Annotated in this window: 17 protein-coding genes; 14 read left to right on the forward strand and 3 right to left on the reverse strand. The window is 67.3% G+C overall.

Features of this window, described 5'->3' with window-relative positions; genetic code table 11:
* Positions 1-56 precede the first annotated feature (56 nt).
* The 3 genes from ACO07K_RS06290 to ACO07K_RS06300 all read left to right on the forward strand — a co-directional run bounded on the left by ACO07K_RS06290 (position 57) and on the right by ACO07K_RS06300 (position 3,158).
* Positions 57-344: a monooxygenase gene (locus ACO07K_RS06290; protein ID WP_422035045.1), complete on the forward strand. Its 288-nt coding sequence runs from the start codon at positions 57-59 to the stop codon at positions 342-344.
* A 48-nt stretch (positions 345-392) separates the two neighbouring features.
* A complete protein-coding gene (locus ACO07K_RS06295; protein WP_422035046.1) occupies positions 393-1,358 on the forward strand; it encodes an aldo/keto reductase in 966 nt (321 codons plus the stop codon).
* A gap of 123 nt (positions 1,359-1,481) precedes the next feature.
* The gene (locus ACO07K_RS06300) at positions 1,482-3,158 is read left to right on the forward strand and encodes an SWIM zinc finger family protein (RefSeq protein WP_422035047.1); all 1,677 of its coding nucleotides are present in this window, start codon (positions 1,482-1,484) and stop codon (positions 3,156-3,158) included.
* Here ACO07K_RS06300 and ACO07K_RS06305 read toward each other — a convergent pair.
* Entirely contained in the window at positions 3,139-3,447 is a 309-nt protein-coding gene (locus tag ACO07K_RS06305) for a hypothetical protein (protein WP_422035048.1), read from the reverse strand. The two genes, ACO07K_RS06300 and ACO07K_RS06305, sit on opposite strands and share 20 nt — an antisense overlap.
* Before the next feature lie 61 nt (positions 3,448-3,508).
* Between ACO07K_RS06305 and ACO07K_RS06310 the strand changes: the two genes are divergently transcribed.
* Positions 3,509-3,748, forward strand: a complete 240-nt coding sequence (locus ACO07K_RS06310; RefSeq protein WP_422035049.1) for a hypothetical protein — start codon at positions 3,509-3,511, stop codon at positions 3,746-3,748.
* A gap of 2 nt (positions 3,749-3,750) precedes the next feature.
* On the opposite strand, the gene trxC is transcribed toward ACO07K_RS06310, so the two are convergent.
* Together trxC and ACO07K_RS06320 are read right to left on the reverse strand one after the other, a co-directional pair.
* Complete coding sequence (gene trxC, locus ACO07K_RS06315; RefSeq protein WP_422035050.1) at positions 3,751-4,197, reverse strand: thioredoxin TrxC; 447 nt, start codon at positions 4,195-4,197, stop codon at positions 3,751-3,753.
* Between the two features lie 23 nt (positions 4,198-4,220).
* On the reverse strand, positions 4,221-6,314 hold the full coding sequence (locus tag ACO07K_RS06320; RefSeq protein ID WP_422035051.1) for a lytic transglycosylase domain-containing protein: 2,094 nt from the start codon (positions 6,312-6,314) through the stop codon (positions 4,221-4,223).
* Between the two features lie 111 nt (positions 6,315-6,425).
* Between ACO07K_RS06320 and dapA the strand changes: the two genes are divergently transcribed.
* The 10 genes from dapA (at position 6,426) to ACO07K_RS06370 (ending at position 16,108) form a co-directional block, all read left to right on the forward strand.
* Entirely contained in the window at positions 6,426-7,304 is an 879-nt protein-coding gene (gene dapA / locus ACO07K_RS06325; protein WP_422035052.1) for a 4-hydroxy-tetrahydrodipicolinate synthase, read from the forward strand.
* Between the two features lie 31 nt (positions 7,305-7,335).
* Positions 7,336-7,809 carry an SsrA-binding protein SmpB gene (gene smpB, locus ACO07K_RS06330; protein ID WP_422035053.1) on the forward strand — a complete coding sequence of 158 codons (474 nt, stop codon included), beginning with the start codon at positions 7,336-7,338 and terminating at the stop codon, positions 7,807-7,809.
* A 30-nt stretch (positions 7,810-7,839) separates the two neighbouring features.
* Entirely contained in the window at positions 7,840-8,511 is a 672-nt protein-coding gene (locus tag ACO07K_RS06335) for an SDR family oxidoreductase (RefSeq protein ID WP_422035054.1), read from the forward strand.
* Positions 8,512-8,513: 2 nt separating this feature from the next.
* Positions 8,514-9,650 (forward strand): acyl-CoA dehydrogenase family protein, encoded by a 1,137-nt coding sequence (locus ACO07K_RS06340; RefSeq protein WP_422035056.1) that lies wholly within the window; start codon positions 8,514-8,516, stop codon positions 9,648-9,650.
* 124 nt (positions 9,651-9,774) lie between these two features.
* Positions 9,775-10,842, forward strand: coding sequence for a TRAP transporter substrate-binding protein (locus ACO07K_RS06345; RefSeq protein WP_422035057.1), 1,068 nt, complete (start codon positions 9,775-9,777; stop codon positions 10,840-10,842).
* Between the two features lie 46 nt (positions 10,843-10,888).
* Positions 10,889-12,496: a carboxyl transferase domain-containing protein gene (locus ACO07K_RS06350; RefSeq protein WP_422035058.1), complete on the forward strand. Its 1,608-nt coding sequence runs from the start codon at positions 10,889-10,891 to the stop codon at positions 12,494-12,496.
* 7 nt (positions 12,497-12,503) lie between these two features.
* Positions 12,504-13,286: an enoyl-CoA hydratase/isomerase family protein gene (locus ACO07K_RS06355; RefSeq protein WP_422035059.1), complete on the forward strand. Its 783-nt coding sequence runs from the start codon at positions 12,504-12,506 to the stop codon at positions 13,284-13,286.
* The gene (locus ACO07K_RS06360) at positions 13,286-15,289 is read left to right on the forward strand and encodes an acetyl/propionyl/methylcrotonyl-CoA carboxylase subunit alpha (protein ID WP_422035060.1); all 2,004 of its coding nucleotides are present in this window, start codon (positions 13,286-13,288) and stop codon (positions 15,287-15,289) included. The genes ACO07K_RS06355 and ACO07K_RS06360 overlap by 1 nt, the downstream gene beginning before the upstream one ends.
* A 39-nt stretch (positions 15,290-15,328) precedes the next feature.
* Positions 15,329-15,535, forward strand: coding sequence for a hypothetical protein (locus tag ACO07K_RS06365; protein ID WP_422035061.1), 207 nt, complete (start codon positions 15,329-15,331; stop codon positions 15,533-15,535).
* Positions 15,536-16,108 (forward strand): disulfide bond formation protein B, encoded by a 573-nt coding sequence (locus ACO07K_RS06370; RefSeq protein WP_422035062.1) that lies wholly within the window; start codon positions 15,536-15,538, stop codon positions 16,106-16,108.
* Positions 16,109-16,134 lie beyond the last annotated feature (26 nt).

Raw genomic sequence — 16,134 nt, forward strand, 5'->3', positions numbered from 1 at the left:
AGAGGGGTCCAGACCGTAGGCTAACAAGCATGTTCGTCGCCATCGTTCAAATCCCCATGTCCAGGCGTCCCCGGGACGCTGCCGTCGAAGCCGCCACGAAGTCGGCGCCGACCTATACCGCGCTGGGCGCGAAGGGCCTGTTGAGGAAATACTATCTCAACGGCGAGGCGGGCGGCGGCGGCGTCTATCTGTGGGCCTCGGAAGCGGCGGCCCGCGCCTGGTACACGCCGGAGTGGGAGGCCCGCATGGAGGCCGCTTTCGGCGCCAGGCCGGTCGTCACCTATTATGACAACCACGTGGTCGTGGACAATGAGACGGGCCAGGTTCGCGTCGAGAACGCTTGACGCGCGCAACGGCGTTGCGCGCTCCGATAAAATGACAGGGAGGAAACAGTGCAGAAGCGCAAGCTTGGCCGGACGGGCCTCGAGGTTTCGGTGCTCGGATACGGTGCGGGCGCGGTCGGCGGGCTTTTCACCAAGGGCGCCGGGCAGGACCAGGAGCGTGCGGTGGCGCGGGCGATCGAAGCCGGCATCAATTATTTCGACACGGCGGCGAAGTATGGCGATGGCGAATCGGAGAAGAATCTCGGCCGGGTGCTGAAGGCCCTCAAGGCCGACGTCATTGTTGGCACCAAATTCCGGCTCACCGCCGCGGATCGCGCCGACGTCGCCGGGCTCATCGTCCGGTCGACCGAGGAGAGCCTCAAACGCATGGGGAGGGACCATGTCGATCTGCTGCAGCTCCACAATCCGCTGGCGGCGGCGGACGGCGGCGACAGGCTGGATGTGGAGATCGCGTTGAACGAAGTGGTGCCGGCGCTGGAGAAGCTGCGGCAGCAGGGCAAGACGCGCTTCATCGGCTTCAGCGGCGTGGGCGAGCCCGCCGCACTCCTGAAGGCCGTCGACTCGAAGCTCTTCGACACGGTGCAGGTCGTCTACAACGCGCTGAACCCCAGTGCCGGCGGGCCGATGCCGAAAGGCGCGCCCGGCCTCGACTACGGCCGCCTGCTCGAGCGGGCTCAGGCGGCCGGGATGGGCACGATCGTCATCCGCGCGCTGGCGGGTGGTGCGCTCGCCGGGACGACGGATCGTCACCCGCTCGCCCAGCAACAGGTCCCGCCGATCGGCTCGGCCCCGGACTTCGCGGGCGACGTCGCTCGTGCCCGCACGCTGGAGCCTCTCGTGAAAGAGGGTGTCGCCGACAGCCTGACCGAACTCGGCGAGCGATTCGTGATTACGCATCCGGGCGTATCGACGATGCTGGTCGGCTACTCGACGCTGCAGCACCTCGAGGAAGCGATCGCCGCCGTGAACAAGGGCCCGCTGCCGGCGGCTGCCATGCAGCGGATCGTGGGCTAGCGCAGCGCATGCAGGAACGTCACCGATGGCGAACCGCGTGACGAAGCGTGTGTGGGTGAAGGTCCGTACGGCTGACGAGAAGGCCAGCATAGGCGCGCGCAGCGAGCAGGTGATCACGCCTGTATGAAAACGCCTCGCACCCCCCGTTTCGACGTCGCAGCCTTGCGTAAGCAGGCCGGCGCCAAGGTGTTTGCGCGGGGCGAGGAGTATCATCGCGACGGGCAGGTCGACCTCCTGTCGGTCGAGCGGGACCGGGTGCTCGCCCGGGTCCTCGGCTCGGAGGACTACCGCACCGTGCTGAGGGGGCGGGGAAAGAAGATCCGTGGCGAATGCTCGTGCCCGGCCTTCCGCGATTGGGGTTTCTGCAAGCACCTGGTGGCGACCGCTCTCGCCACGAATGAGGTCGCCGACGAGGGCTGGGAGAAAAAGCCATCGGTCCTCGACCGCATCCGCGCCCATCTGAAGCAGAAGGGCGTCGACGCCTTGGTCGAGATGGTCGTCGAACTCGCCGAGCGCGACACGGCCCTCTTCCGCAAGCTGGAGATCGCCGCCACGGCCGCGTCTCCGGGCGATGTGAAACGCCTCGAAAAGCAACTCCGCCGGGCGATCGACAGCGCCACGCGCACGGGCGGCTTCGTCGGCCCTGACGAAGTGGACGCCTGGGCCGACGATGTCGGTGCCGCTCTCGCCACCATCGCTCAACTCGCCGACGGGGGACACGCTGCTCTGGCTGTGGAACTCGCTCTCCACGCCATCGACCGCATCGAAGACGCGATCGAGGCGATCGACGAGTCCGGCGGCCACGGACATGCCCTGCTGGAGCATGCCGGCGACATCCATCTCGCCGCCTGCCTGCTGGCGAAGCCGGACCCAGTCCGTTTTGCGCGCGAACTCTTTCCGCGCCAATTGCACGAGCAGTTCGACACCTTCTACCGGGCCGTGGTGCGCTACGCCGAGGTTTTGGGCGAAGCGGGCCTCGCCGAGTACCGCAAGCTTGCCGTCGAAGCCTGGGAAAAACTGCCGCCGCCGACATGCAAGCCCGGAACCGGGGATGAATCCGCTCGACTCATCAACATCCTCGACTTCTTCGCCGAGCGCGACGGCGACGTCGAGACGAGGATCGCCCTGCGGGCCGGGAAGCTGTCGACGTCATCCGACTATCTGACATTGGCAAAGTTTTGCCTCGCCGAGGGCCGCGCGGAGGAGGCGTTGCGGCGGGCGGAGGAGGGGCTGTGGATGTTCGAGGACCGGCGGCCCGACGAACGGCTGGTGCTCTTCGTCGTCAACCTGCTCGTCAAGTCCGGACGGAAGGAAGATGCCGCCACGGCTTTGTGGAAGGCTTTCGAAAAGGCTCCAAGCCTGGATCTCTATCGGCCCATCCGAAAGCTGGGCGGGCAGGCTGCCCGCGAACGCGCCTTGACGTACCTGGAGGCGAAGGCAGCAGCCAGCCAGCCTATGAGCGGGGATATGGCACCCGCCACGCTCATTCAAGTTCTCACCGAAGAGAAGATGTACGATGCCGCGTGGGCGGCCGTGCGCAATTACCCCGGAAAGGGGCCACCTCTAACCTCACCGCTCGCGGAGGCGACGGAGAAGACCCACCCGCAGGAGGCCCTTGAGACCCATGCCTGGAATGTCGAATTCTACATTGCCAGGGGCGGGGACACGGACAACAAAGAGGCCTGCCGGCTGATAGCCCGCATGGCGCTGTTGCGCGAGCCGGCTGCTCATGCTCAGTATCTCGCGACGCTCAAGCAGCGTCACCGGCTCAAGCGCAACTTCATGAAGCTTCTGGGATGAAGCCATGCGGCGGTCCGAGATCGAGAAGCAGAACCAGTACCTCCTGCTTCAGCAGCGCGAGTTCCGCATGGCTGCGGACATCGTGACGGACGCGTTCATGGCTTTTCCCGATGTTCGCTCCGTAGCGGTCATCGGCTCGGTTGCCCAGAAGCTGTGGAAGGAGATCCCGCGTTTTTCGGAGTTTCGCCGCGCACGCATCGAAGTCTGGCACGAGTGCGCGGACCTCGATCTGGCGGTGTGGATTGACTCCCAGGGCCGACTGGACGAGATGCGCCGGGCCTTGGCGCAATCGCTGACTGCCGCCTTCAAGGCGGGCACGGGAGTGAGCGTTCCCAGCAATCGGGGTCGACGTGTTTCTGTTCGAGCCGGGCAGCGACCGCCATCTCGGCCGGCTCTGCCGCTACAGTACGTGCCCCAAGGGCAAGCCTGACTGTCTCGTTCCCGGTTGCGGGACGATTCCCTTCAACAAGGTCGTCGAAGGCTTCCAGCCGAACGCCGATATCGTCGCTTCGGTCGCGGACACCATGCTCTACGAGCGTGGCAGGGGACGGCTGCGCTCGGCCCTCGATCTTCCGTCGGTCGAGACCTGACCTCAGCGGGCCAGCGCGTCGCGCGTCCAGCGCTCGATGGCGCTCGAGTCCATGGCGCCGGACTGGCGGGCGATCGGCTTGCCGTGGTGGAACAGGATCATCGTCGGGATCCCCTGGATGCCGAAGCGTTGCGCGAGTTCCTGCTCCTCGTCGGTGTTGATCTTGGCCAGGCGGACGGCGGGTTCCAGTCGCGCCGCCGCGCGCTCGAACTGCGGCGCCATGGCCTTGCACGGGCCGCACCAGGGCGCCCAGAAGTCGACCAGCACCGGCAGGTCGCTCTTGCTGGCATGGGCCTCGAAGGTGCCGGCATCGAGCGCGACGGGGTGACCGTCGAACAGCGGCGAGCCGCACTGGCCGCACTTGCCCTTGTTGCCGGCCGCCAGCCTGTCGCGGGGAAAGCGGTTCAGGGTGCTGCAGCGAGGACAGGCGAGGAGCAGGGCATCGGTCATGGCGAACCTCGAAGCATTTGGCGCTACGACCGGCCCACCGCGGGCGGCACGGTCTGGAAGGGGCCGTTGAGACGGCTGCGATAGACGGTGACCGCCTCCATGATGCGCTGCACGTAGTTGCGCGTCTCGCGGAACGGCATCATTTCGATCCAGTCGATCATGTCGATCTTGGCGGTGCGCGGGTCGCCGCCCGCCTCGATCCAGCGGGCCACCCGGTTGGGGCCGGCATTGTAGGCCGCGAGCGCCAGCTCGTAGGAGCCGCCGAAGCGCTGCAGCATCTCGGCGAGATACTGGCTGCCGAGCTGGACGTTGTAGGCGGGATCGCGGGTCAGCTTGCTCTCGATGAAGGGTACTTTCAACCGCCCCGCCACGTCGCGCGCCGTCGTCGGCAGGAGCTGCATCAGGCCCTGTGCATTGGAGGTCGAGACGGCGCTGGCGTTGAACGAGCTCTCCTGCTTGGCCAGCGACAGGGCGAGCGCCCGTTCGATCGACCCGGTGGCGCCGAGATCGACGATCGGAAAAGCCGCGTCGAACAGCACCACGCCATTCTCCGCGCCGCGGCGCGCCACCGTGAGCCCGACATCGGGGCGTTTGAGGTCGAGGGCGAGTTGCGCCAGCAGCGCGACTTCGCCCGGCGCCGTGACCGCGCGGGCGAGGCGCAACAGGAAGGGGCGGGCGCGGTCGTACTCTTCGACCTGGCCGAGATAGCGCGCCATCGTCGCGAGTTCGCGGCCGGCCAGCGCCTGCCTGTCGGCGGCGGTGGGGACCGGATCGACCGGGAATTTCGGACTGACGCCCTGAAGCTTCCTGGCGGCAAGCTGGCCGTAGTAGGTCTGGCCGTAGCCGGCGGCGCGCGCATACCAGTCGTTGGCATCCTTGGACTGCTTGGCGGCCTCGTAGGTGCGGGCGAGCCAGTAGGCGCCGCGGCTCTTCGAGATGTCGGTCGAGACGCCGTCGTAGAGCGTGGAGAAATGTTTCAGCGCAACGGCCGGCTTCTTGAGCTGGCGGAGCGCGATCCAGCCCGCGAGGAACTCCGCCTCGGCGAAGGACACGCCCTTGGTAAGCCCGTGCCCGATGGCAACCGTGTAGGCGTCGGCCGGGCGATCGGCATCCAGCAACGCCCGCACCACGAGATTGCGCTCGTTCCACCAGGCATCGGTCTGGTTGGGAATCGGACCGGCCAGCGCCGCCTTCGCCTCGTCGAGCGTGCCGGTCCGCCGGATCCACTGCATGCGCTCGAAGCGAAGCGTGGGTTCGTTCAGCCGCGCCGCCGGAAGCGCGCGCACCAGCGTGGCCGCGTCGGCGGCGCGGGCCGCCATGGCGAGGCGGGCGTTGGCGACGGGCTGGTAGTCGGGCGGCAATTTGGGCACGAGGTCCCGCGCCACCTGGTGGCGGCCCTCGCGCAGGATGCGGTCGAAGCGGGCAACCTGGTCGGGGCCGGTCAGGAGCTGGGCGTAGCGATTGAGGAAATCGTTCTCGTCGGAATTGCGCAGCGTGGCGTTCTGCCAGGTGTCGCGCGCGAAGCGGGCGACGTCGTTGGGCGCCGCCGTGGCAGCCGCCTCGAGCCGGCGCATATGGCCGGTGCTGGTGAGGGGCGGGAAGGCCGTGAAATAGCGGACGACTTCGGGGGCCGGCGTCTCGGGGCCGATCCGCTCCTCGGCCTGGCGGCGCAGCACCTCGGGCTCGGGCCAATCGGGCTGCTCGCGCAGGAAGCGCCAGGTCGCGGCAAAGCTCGCCTCGGTCCTGGGCGCGGCCCGCAGGATGCTCCAGGCGACGTAGCGGTCGAGCAGCGTGTTGCGGAAGTTGGCGACGGCCGCCCGTGCATCGGCCCACCGGCTGTCGTCGATCGCCTTGAGCGCCGCGGTGAAGGCGGCAATCTCCGCCGCGTTGAGCGGATTGGCGGCCACGGCCTGGGCGGGCGGAGCGGGAGCCGGCGATGGTGCATTTCCTTGCACGGACGATGCGGAGGACGGCGCCGAAGACGGTGGAGGGCTGGGCTTTTCGACGTCTCCGGGCAGGCGCCGCACGCCGGTTGTCGGCGCGGCCGGCTGGGCCGCGGCGGGGAACGTTGCCAGCAGGGCGGCCAACAAGATGAGGGGGGATTTGCTCTTTTTCACGCCAGGAATCGTAGGCAGGGAGTTGCGGCATCACAATGGCAAGTTGCTCACCTTGCAGCGCCAAACCCTGGGGCCTAGAGTGGACTATTAAGGGAAAATCGGAGGAAGACCATGTTCACCGGATCGCTCGTTGCGCTGATTACGCCGTTCAAGAACGGATCGGTGGACGAGAAGGGATTCGAGAAGTTCGTGGCCTGGCAGATCAAGGAAGGCACCGACGGGCTGGTCCCGTGCGGCACCACCGGCGAATCGCCCACCCTCTCGATGGAAGAGCACAAGCGGGTCATCGATATCTGCATCAGCGCGGCCAAGGGGTCGGGCGTGCCGGTGATCGCCGGGACCGGGTCCAATTCGACCGCCGAGGCGATCGAGCTGACGCAGCATGCCAAGAAGGCCGGCGCGGACGCCGCCATGCTGGTCGTGCCCTACTACAACAAGCCGACCCAGGAAGGCCTGTTCCAGCATTTCAAGGCGGTGGCCGAAGCCGTCGACATCCCAATCCTGCTCTACAACGTGCCGCCGCGTACGGGTGGCGACATGCAGGTCGAGACGGTGATCCGGCTGTCCCAGGTCAGGAACATCGTCGGCATCAAGGATGCGAGCTACGACATGGCGCGGCCGACCCTGACCCGTCTCAAGGCGAAGAAGGGCTTCGTCCAGCTCTCGGGCGAGGATGCCAGCGCGCTTGGCTTCCTGGCGCAGGGGGGCGACGGCTGCATCTCGGTGACGGCCAACGTGGCGCCGCGCCTGTGCGGCGACATGCACGATGCGTGGAAGAAGCGCGACCTCGACAAGGCGTTCGAGCTGCAGGACCGGCTGATGCCGCTGCACAAGGCGATGTTCTGCGAGACCAGCCCCGGCCCGGTGAAGTACGCCGCCGAACTGATCGGCCAGTGCAGCGCCGAGATGCGCCTGCCGATGGTGCCGATCGCCGAGAGCAGCAGGAAGGCCGTGCACGAGGCCATGGTCCAAGCCGGCCTGATCAACTAGAAACCGGGTTCTTCCAACTCACGAGTGTCCTGTGGCCAATAAACCGGAACTGGACCGCACCGTTGTGGCCCAGAACCGCAAGGCGCGGCACAATTACTTCATCGAGGAGACTTTCGAGGCCGGGCTCGCGCTGACCGGCACCGAGGTCAAGTCGCTGCGCGGCGGGCGCAGCACGATCGCCGAATCCTACGTCACGGAAGAGGGCGGCGAGGCCTGGCTGGTCAATGCCAACATCCCGATCTACGCCTCGGGCAACCGCAACAACCACGAGCCGCGCCGGGCGCGCAAGCTGCTGCTGCACCGGGGCCAGATCAACAAGCTGATCGGCGCCATCCAGCGCGAGGGCCGAACGGTCGTGCCGCTGCAGGTCTATTTCAATCCGCGCGGCCGCGCCAAGATCGAGATCGCGCTGGCCACCGGCAAGCAGGCGCACGACAAGCGCCAGTCGCTCAAGGATCGCGACTGGCAGCGCCAGCGCGCCCGGATGATGTCGTCGCGGCGCTGAGCGCGGCCGCATGTCTGGAAGGAGTACCCGATGAGCACCGTCCTGATCACCGGCGCCGCGCGCGGCCTCGGCCTGGAATTCGTGAAGCAGTACGCCGCCAAGGGCTGGAAGGTTCACGCCTGTGCACGCTCGCCGGAATCGCTGAAGGCGGTCGCGGGCGACATCCATCACCACAAGCTCGAAGTCACCGACTACGCGGCCGTGAAGGCGCTGGCGTCGGAGCTGAAGGGCGAGGCGATCGACGTGCTGATCTGCAACGCCGGCGTGTCGGGTCGCGAGGCCGCCGATCTCGGCACCATCGATCCCAAGGTCTGGCGAGACACGTTCGAAGTGAACGCGCTGGCGCCGCTGATGATGGCCGAGGCCTTCGTCGAGCAGGTGGCGGCCTCGAAGGATCGCAAGCTGATTGCGATCTCCAGCCGTCTCGGCAGCATTACGCACAATGACGGCGCCCGGTACGCCTATCGCGCCAGCAAGACGGCGCTCAACATGGAATGGCAGAGCCTGTCGAAGGACACGGCCGCCAAGGGCCTGATCTGCGTCGTGCTGCATCCCGGCTGGGTGCAGACCGACATGGGCGGCCAGGCGGCGACGCTCACCATCGCGCAGAGCGTGCCGTCGATGGTGAAGGTGATCGACGGGCTGAAGCCCGCCGACAATGGCCGCTTCCTGAACTACGACGGCGCCGAGCTGCCCTGGTAGCCATGCTGCTCAGCGAAGAACAGACGCTCATCCGCGACACCGCCCGCGCCTTCGCGCAGGAGCAGGTGCTGCCGCATGTGCGGGCCTGGGAGGCCGCGGGGGAAATTCCCCGGTCGCTGCTGGCCGAGATGGGACGTCTCGGCTTCATGGGCATGACGGTACCGCCCGAATGGGGCGGCGCCGGTGCCGACATGGTGTCTTATGTGCTGGCGCTGGAGGAGATCGCGGCGGCCGACGGCGGCCTGTCGACGGTGATGAGCGTCAACAATTCGCCCGACTGCGCCGCGTTGCTGGCCTATGGGTCGGACGAGCAGAAGGAGAAGTGGCTGAAGCCTCTCGCCCGCGGCGAGATGCTGGGCGCCTTCTGCCTCACCGAGCCGCACGCGGGCTCCGACGCCTCCAACCTCAAGACGCGGGCCGAACGGCGCGGCAACGCCTGGGTGCTGAACGGCGTGAAGCAGTTCATCACCTCGGGGCGCAGCGCCGACATGGCGCTGGTCTTCGCGGTCACCGATCCGTCGTCGCCCAAGCGCGGCATCTCCTGCTTCATCGTGCCGACCGACACGCCGGGCTATCGCGTCGCCTCGGTCGAGAAGAAGCTCGGCCAGAAATCGTCCGATACCTGCCAGATCGCCTTCGAGGACTGCACCGTCGGCGCCGACGCAATGCTGGGCGGGGAGGGCGAAGGCTATCGCGTGGCCCTGGCCAATCTCTCGGTCGGGCGCATCGGCATCGCGGCTCAGTCGGTGGGCATGGCTCGGGCCGCCTTCGAGGCGGCGCGCAGCTACGCGCAGGAGCGGGAGGCGTTCGGCACGAAGATCGCGAACCACCAGGCGGTCCTGTTCCGGCTCGCCGACATGGCCACCAAGGTCACGGTCGCGCGGCAGATGGTGCTGCATGCGGCAACCTTGCGCGACGCCGGTCTTCCATGCCTCACCGAGGCCGCAATGGCTAAGCTATATGCGTCGGAAATGGCCGAGGAAGTGTGCTCGGCCGCAATTCAGATCCACGGCGGTTACGGGTACGTTTCCGACTATCTGGTGGAGAAGATCTGGCGGGACGTCCGCGTCTGCCAGATCTACGAGGGCACCAGCGACGTGCAGCGCATCCTGATCGGCCGTGGCCTGGCAGCCTTGTAGTCTCGCCTTTCGCTTGTTCCCGATCACGCCGCGTGCGAACATCATTCGGTGTGAGGCCGCTAAAGCGGTTTTGGGGAACTTGGGGGAGCCGGGCGACGGATGGTCGGTCGTGCGCCGTAACTTGATGAAACTGATTGGACTTGCCGCAGCCCTGCTGTCGGTGACGGGAGCGGCTGTCGCCCAGGATACCAAGGCGGTTCCGAAGAACGTCGCCGCGCCGTCGTCCACCCGGGTCATCCAGATGCAGACGGCGTTCAGTCCTGCCCTTCCCGGGTCGGGCGAAGGCGTGCGGGTGTTCACCCGATCCGTGAAGCACATGTCGGCCGGCGCGGTCGCCATCAAGATCCTGGAACCTGGCCGCGTGGCGCCGACAGCCGAAATGCTGGATGCGATCGTGGCCGGCGACCTCGAGGCAGCCTTCACCTGGTCGGGTTATGCCGCCGGCAAGGCGCCGGTCTTCAACATCTTCGCCACCGTCCCCTTCGGGCTCGGGCCGGAGGAGATGGCTTCCTGGATGCTCGAGGGTGACGGCTCCCGCATCCATCGCGACGCTTACGACAAGCTGGGCGTGGCCGGTATCCCCTGCGGCATCCAGGGTCCCAAGGGTGGCGGATGGTTTCGCGGCGAGGTCAACTCGGTCGCGGACTTCAAGGGGCTGCGACTGCGCTACGGCAAGCTGTCGGCAGAGGTGATGTCCCGGCTCGGCGCGGTCGTCGTGCCGCTGCCGCCGGGCGAGTTCTTCTACAAGCTGCAGCAGGGCAACGTGGATGGCGGCGAGATGTCGACGCCGGCCATGGATGCGGCCCTGGGCTTCGACAAGCTCGGTCTTCCTTACTATCTGCCGGGCTGGCAGCAACCCTCGGCCGTGCTCGACTTCCTGATGCGCAAGGACAAGTGGGCGGCCCTGCCGGCCTCGCTGCGGGCGCAGATCCAGACCGCCTGTCAGGCGAATATCGCGTGGATGCTCGGACGCTCGCCCAACGTGCAGGGGGTGGCGCTGGAGAAGTTGAAGGCGTCGGGCGTCGAGGTCCGGGAATGGTCGCCGGACGTGCTGGCCGCCTTCCGCAAGAACAGCGAGATCGTGGTCAAGGATCTGGCGGAGCGCGACGCCGACTTCGCGGCGGCGCTGGCCAACCAGCGGGCGTTCATCGCGCAGGGAGCGCACTGGCGCGCCCTTTCTCGCCTGCCGTAACCCGCGGCTTGCACGCGGTCCCCGGTCCGGGCAGTTTCGCCCTGACATGACCGTACTTTCCTCCCAGATCGACACCCGTTCCGACACCTTCAAGCGCAACGCCGAAGCCATGCGCGCGCAGGTCGAGGATTTGCGCCGCCGCACCGACACGGTCCGCCTGGGCGGCGGCGAGGACTCGCGCAAGCGCCATGTCTCCCGCGGCAAGCTGCTGCCGCGCGAACGAGTGCGGGCGCTGCTCGATCCAGGCTCGCCGTTCCTCGAACTGTCGCCGCTGGCCGCGCTCGACATGTACGACAACGAGGCGCCGGGCTCGGGCGTGATCACCGGCATCGGCCGCGTCAGCGGCGTCGAGTGCGTGATCGTCTGCAACGACGCCACCGTGAAGGGCGGCACCTATTACCCGATGACGGTGAAGAAGCATCTCCGCGCCCAGGAAGTGGCGATGGAGAACCGGCTTCCCTGCATCTATCTCGTGGATTCCGGCGGCGCCAACCTGCCGCAATGGCCCGAAGTGTTCCCCGACAAGAACCATTTCGGCCGCATCTTCTACAACCAGGCCAACATGTCCGCCCAGGGCATCCCGCAGGTCGCGGTGGTGATGGGCTCGTGCACCGCGGGCGGCGCCTACGTGCCGGCGATGAGCGACGAGACGGTGATCGTGCGCAAGCAGGGCACGATCTTCCTGGCCGGCCCGCCGCTGGTGAAGGCCGCGATCGGCGAGGTGGTGAGCGCCGAAGACCTGGGCGGCGCCGACGTGCATGCCCGCACCTCGGGCGTCGCCGACCACTATGCGCAGAACGACAGCCATGCGCTGGGCATCGCGCGTCGTATCGTGGCCAATCTCAACTGGAAGAAGTCCCCGTCGGCGTCGCTGCTGCCGCCGCGCGATCCGAACTACGCCGGCGAGGAACTGTACGGCGTCGTGCCGATGGACACCCGCACGCCCTACGACATCCGCGAGATCATCGCGCGGCTGGTCGACGGCAGCGAGCTCGACGAGTTCAAGCACCTCTACGGCACGACCATCGTCACCGGCTTCGCGCGCATCTGGGGTTATCCGGTGGGCATCGTCGCCAACAACGGCATCCTGTTCAACGAATCGGCGCTGAAGGCGGCGCACTTCATCGAACTGTGCGGCCAGCGCGGCATTCCGCTGCTGTTCCTGCAGAACATCACCGGCTTCATGGTGGGCAAGAAGTACGAGGCGGGCGGCATCGCGCGCGACGGCGCCAAGATGGTCACCGCCGTCTCGACCGTGAACGTACCGAAGTTCACCGTGATCGTCGGCGGCAGCTACGGCGCCGGCAACTATGGCATGTGCGGCCGCGCCTACAGCCCGCGCTTCCTGTGGATGTGGCCGTCGGCGCGCATCTCGGTGATGGGCGGCGAGCAGGCGGCGAGCGTGCTGGCGACCGTGCGGCGCGACAATATCGAGGCCAAGGGCGGTACCTGGTCGAAGGACGAGGAAGAGAAGTTCAAGCAGCCGATCCGCGAGGCCTATGAGCGCGAAGGCCATCCCTATTACGCGACGGCGCGGCTGTGGGACGACGGCATCCTCGATCCCGTCGACACCCGCATGACCCTGGGCCTCGCGCTCTCGGCCTCGATGAACCAGCCGATCGGACCGACCAAGTTCGGCGTCTTCCGGATGTGATCCGGACATGACCGATCCTATCCTGACGAAGGTCGAGGGCGGCGTGGCCACGCTCACGCTCAACCGGCCCAAGGCGATGAATTCCTTCGACGGCTACACGGCGCGCGCCATCATCGACGCCGTGGAAGGCTTCGCCGCCGACGATGCGGTGCGCCTGCTCGTGGTGGCGGCCGGAGGCCCGGTCTTCTGCGCCGGCGGCGACTTCAATTGGGTGCTGAGCTGGCCCGAACTCGACGCCATCACCCGCAAGGTCGGCGCCGATTCGATGATGGCGGCGGTCCAGGCGGTTTACGAGTTCCCCAAGCCCTCGATCGCCCGCGTCCAGGGCGCGGCGGTGGGCGGCGGCGTCGGCCTGATGCTGGCCTGCGATTTCGCGGTCGCCGTCTCCTCGGCGCGCTTCGGCCTGACCTCGGCCCGCAACGGCCTGCTGGCGGGTATCGCCATTCCCGTGCTGATCCAGGCGGTCGGCCCGCGCATGGCGCGGCAGCTCCTGATGCACGGCGGCATGTTCGATTCGGCGACGGCGCTGCGCATCGGCCTGGTCGACCAGGTGGTCGAGGACGATGCGCTCGATTCGACGGTCGCCGCGCTCGCCGACGAACTGCGCCGCGGCGCACCCTCCGTCCAGACCCTGGTCAAGAAGCTGATCACCGAAATCGACGCCCTGCCGCACGATCGCGCGGTCGCCGATCTGATCGGCGAACACGTCGCCGTCCAGTGCACGACCGACGATGCGATCGAGGGCATGAGTGCTTTCCTCGCCAAGCGCAAACCGAAGTGGGCCGTCTGATGTTCTCCAAGATCCTGATCGCCAATCGCGGCGAGATCGCGTGCCGGGTCGTCAAGACGGCGAAGCGGCTCGGCATCAAGACGGTGGCGGTCTATTCCGACGCCGACCGCACCGCGCGGCACGTCGCGATGGCCGACGAGGCTGTCCATATCGGCCCCTCGGCCGCGCGCGAGAGCTATCTCCTGGCGGACCGGATCATCGATGCGGCCAAGCGGACGGGCGCGCAGGCGATCCATCCGGGGTACGGGTTCCTGTCCGAGAATGCCGGCTTTGCCGACGCCTGCGCCGCGGCGGGCATCGTGTTCATCGGACCGCCGGCTTCTTCGATCCGCGCCATGGGCTCCAAGAGCGAAGCCAAGAAGATCATGGAAAAGGCCAGGGTGCCGCTGGTGCCGGGCTATCACGGCGACGACCAGTCGCCGGAGCTGCTGGCTGCTGAGGCTGCGAAGATCGGCTTCCCGGTGCTGATTAAGGCCTCGGCCGGCGGCGGCGGCAAGGGCATGCGCGTGGTCGAGACCGCCGAGAAATTCGCAGACGCGCTGGCGGGCGCGAAGCGCGAGGCCAAGGCCTCCTTCGCCGACGACCATGTGCTGGTCGAGAAATACCTGACGCGGCCGCGGCATATCGAGATCCAGGTCTTCGCCGATGCGAGCGACTGCCTCTACCTGTTCGAGCGCGACTGCTCGCTCCAGCGCCGCCACCAGAAGGTGATCGAGGAGGCGCCGGCGCCCAACATGGATCCGGTGCGGCGCAAGCAGATGGGCGAGGCGGCCGTCGCGGCGGCGCGGGCCATCGGCTACCAGGGCGCCGGCACGGTCGAGTTCATCGCCGACCAGGACGGCACCTTCTTCTTCATGGAGATGAACACCCGCCTGCAGGTCGAGCATCCGGTGACTGAGGCCATCACCGGCCAGGATCTGGTCGAATGGCAGCTCATCGTGGCGGCCGGGGGCAAGATGCCGCTCGCGCAGGACGAGCTGCGCATTGACGGACACGCCGTCGAGGTCCGCCTCTATGCCGAGGATCCGGCGCGGAACTTCCTGCCCTCGACGGGCACGCTGGTGCATTTGAAGCTGCCGGAAGAGGGCGCGCATGTCCGCGTCGATACCGGCGTGCGCCAGGGCGATACGGTGACGCCGTTCTACGATCCCATGATTGCCAAGGTGATCGTGCACGACCGCGATCGGACGTCGGCGCTGCGGCGCATGGCGGCGCTGATGGGTGAGACCGAGGTGGTGGGCGTCACGACCAATTCCGTGCTGCTCAAGGCGCTGTGCTCGCATCCCGCCTTCGTCGGCGGCGAGGTCGATACCGGCTTCATCGAGCGCCATCGCGCGACCCTGTTCGCGAAGCCGGCGCCGGCCGGTGACCGGGCCTTCGCCGTCGCCACCCTGGCGCGGCTGCTCGAATGGCAGGACGCGGCCCAACCGGCGGCAGGCGATCCGTGGTCGCCGTGGAACCGGCAGAGCGGTTTCCGCTTGCTCGACGAGGGCCATGAGGAAGTGCGCTGGAAGGACGGTGAGCGCGAGGTCGTCGTGATCGCGCGGCGCCTGCGTAGCGGCGGCGTGCGGCTGGACTTGCCCGAGGGCGCGCTCGAGGCACGGGTGGAGCGGCGCGACGACGGAACCCTGTCGGTCGGATTGGGCGAGGACACGTTCCGGGCGACGGTCGTGCGGCGCACCGCCCTCGACGGCGGCATCGACTACACGCTGTTCATGGATGGCGGCAGCCTCCGCCTGCGGCTCGTCGATCCGCTCGACGTCACGCAGTACGAGGCGACGGCCTCGGCCGATGCCGTGGTCCGCGCGCCGCTGCCGGGCAAGATCATCGACCTGCGGGTCAAGGCCGGCGACACGGTGAGCAAGGGCCAGGCGCTGCTGGTGCTCGAAGCCATGAAGATGGAGCACACGCTGGCCGCCCCGGCCGACGGGACGGTGAAGAGCCTTCGCTACGCGGTTGGCGAGCAGGTCCCGGAGGGCGCCGAGCTGGTCGAGTTCGAATAAGCCTCCCAAGAGATCTCGCTCGACGCGGCAGTCTTTCCGATGATGACGATCACTTTTGCACTGTTATTGGCGGCATTTGTGCTCAAGTTTTCGGATCTGCCGCGAACGGCGATGGCATGCCTGTTCCTGTGCTTCATCATGGTCGTCGGCATTTTCCTCTGGGAGATCTACAGCCCCGACTACGGCTTCCGCATGCCTTGGCTGCAGGTCGAGCTGAGGCACGCCGTCCCCGCGGGCAGCAGCTGAATGCGCGGGCTGCGCATCGAGCCCGCCACCCTGGTCATGCTGGATCGGCTCGTCCTGCTGCTCCTGACGATGATTCTGGCGGCAATTCTCACCGCAGCGCTGGTCATGCAATTTGCATTCGGGGAGATTCCGTGCCCGCTCTGCCTGCTCCAGAGAGTGGCCATGTTCGGCTGCTGCTTCGGGCTCCTTCATCAACTCCGCGCGCGTGACTCGGAGCGAGGCGGCGGCATCGCCCTGCTCTTTGCCCTTCTGCTGCTGGTCATTGCGACAAGGCAGACTTTGCTGGACCTGTTCCCGCGCCCCGGACACGCCTACATCGGCAGCGCGGTACTCGGGGTCCACATGGAAGTCTGGTCCGTCCTGATCGGAGTGGCTGTGCTGCTGGCCCTGGCGCTTCGGTTGACGCTCCTTGGAGGTCCGCACCTTATGCGAGCCGAACGGCCACCGCTTGTCCGGGCCACGCGCCTTGCGGAATTCTACGTCGTGCTGATTTGCGCCATCAACGTTGCAGCGGTGGTGCTCCAATGTGGCCTCGACGAATGCCACACCGCCGGATATCGGCTCATCCCATAGGGGATGGGGCTGATCGGCAGGCAGTG

The sequence above is a fragment of the Reyranella sp. genome (assembly GCF_965228225.1).
Taxonomy (GTDB): domain Bacteria; phylum Pseudomonadota; class Alphaproteobacteria; order Reyranellales; family Reyranellaceae; genus Reyranella.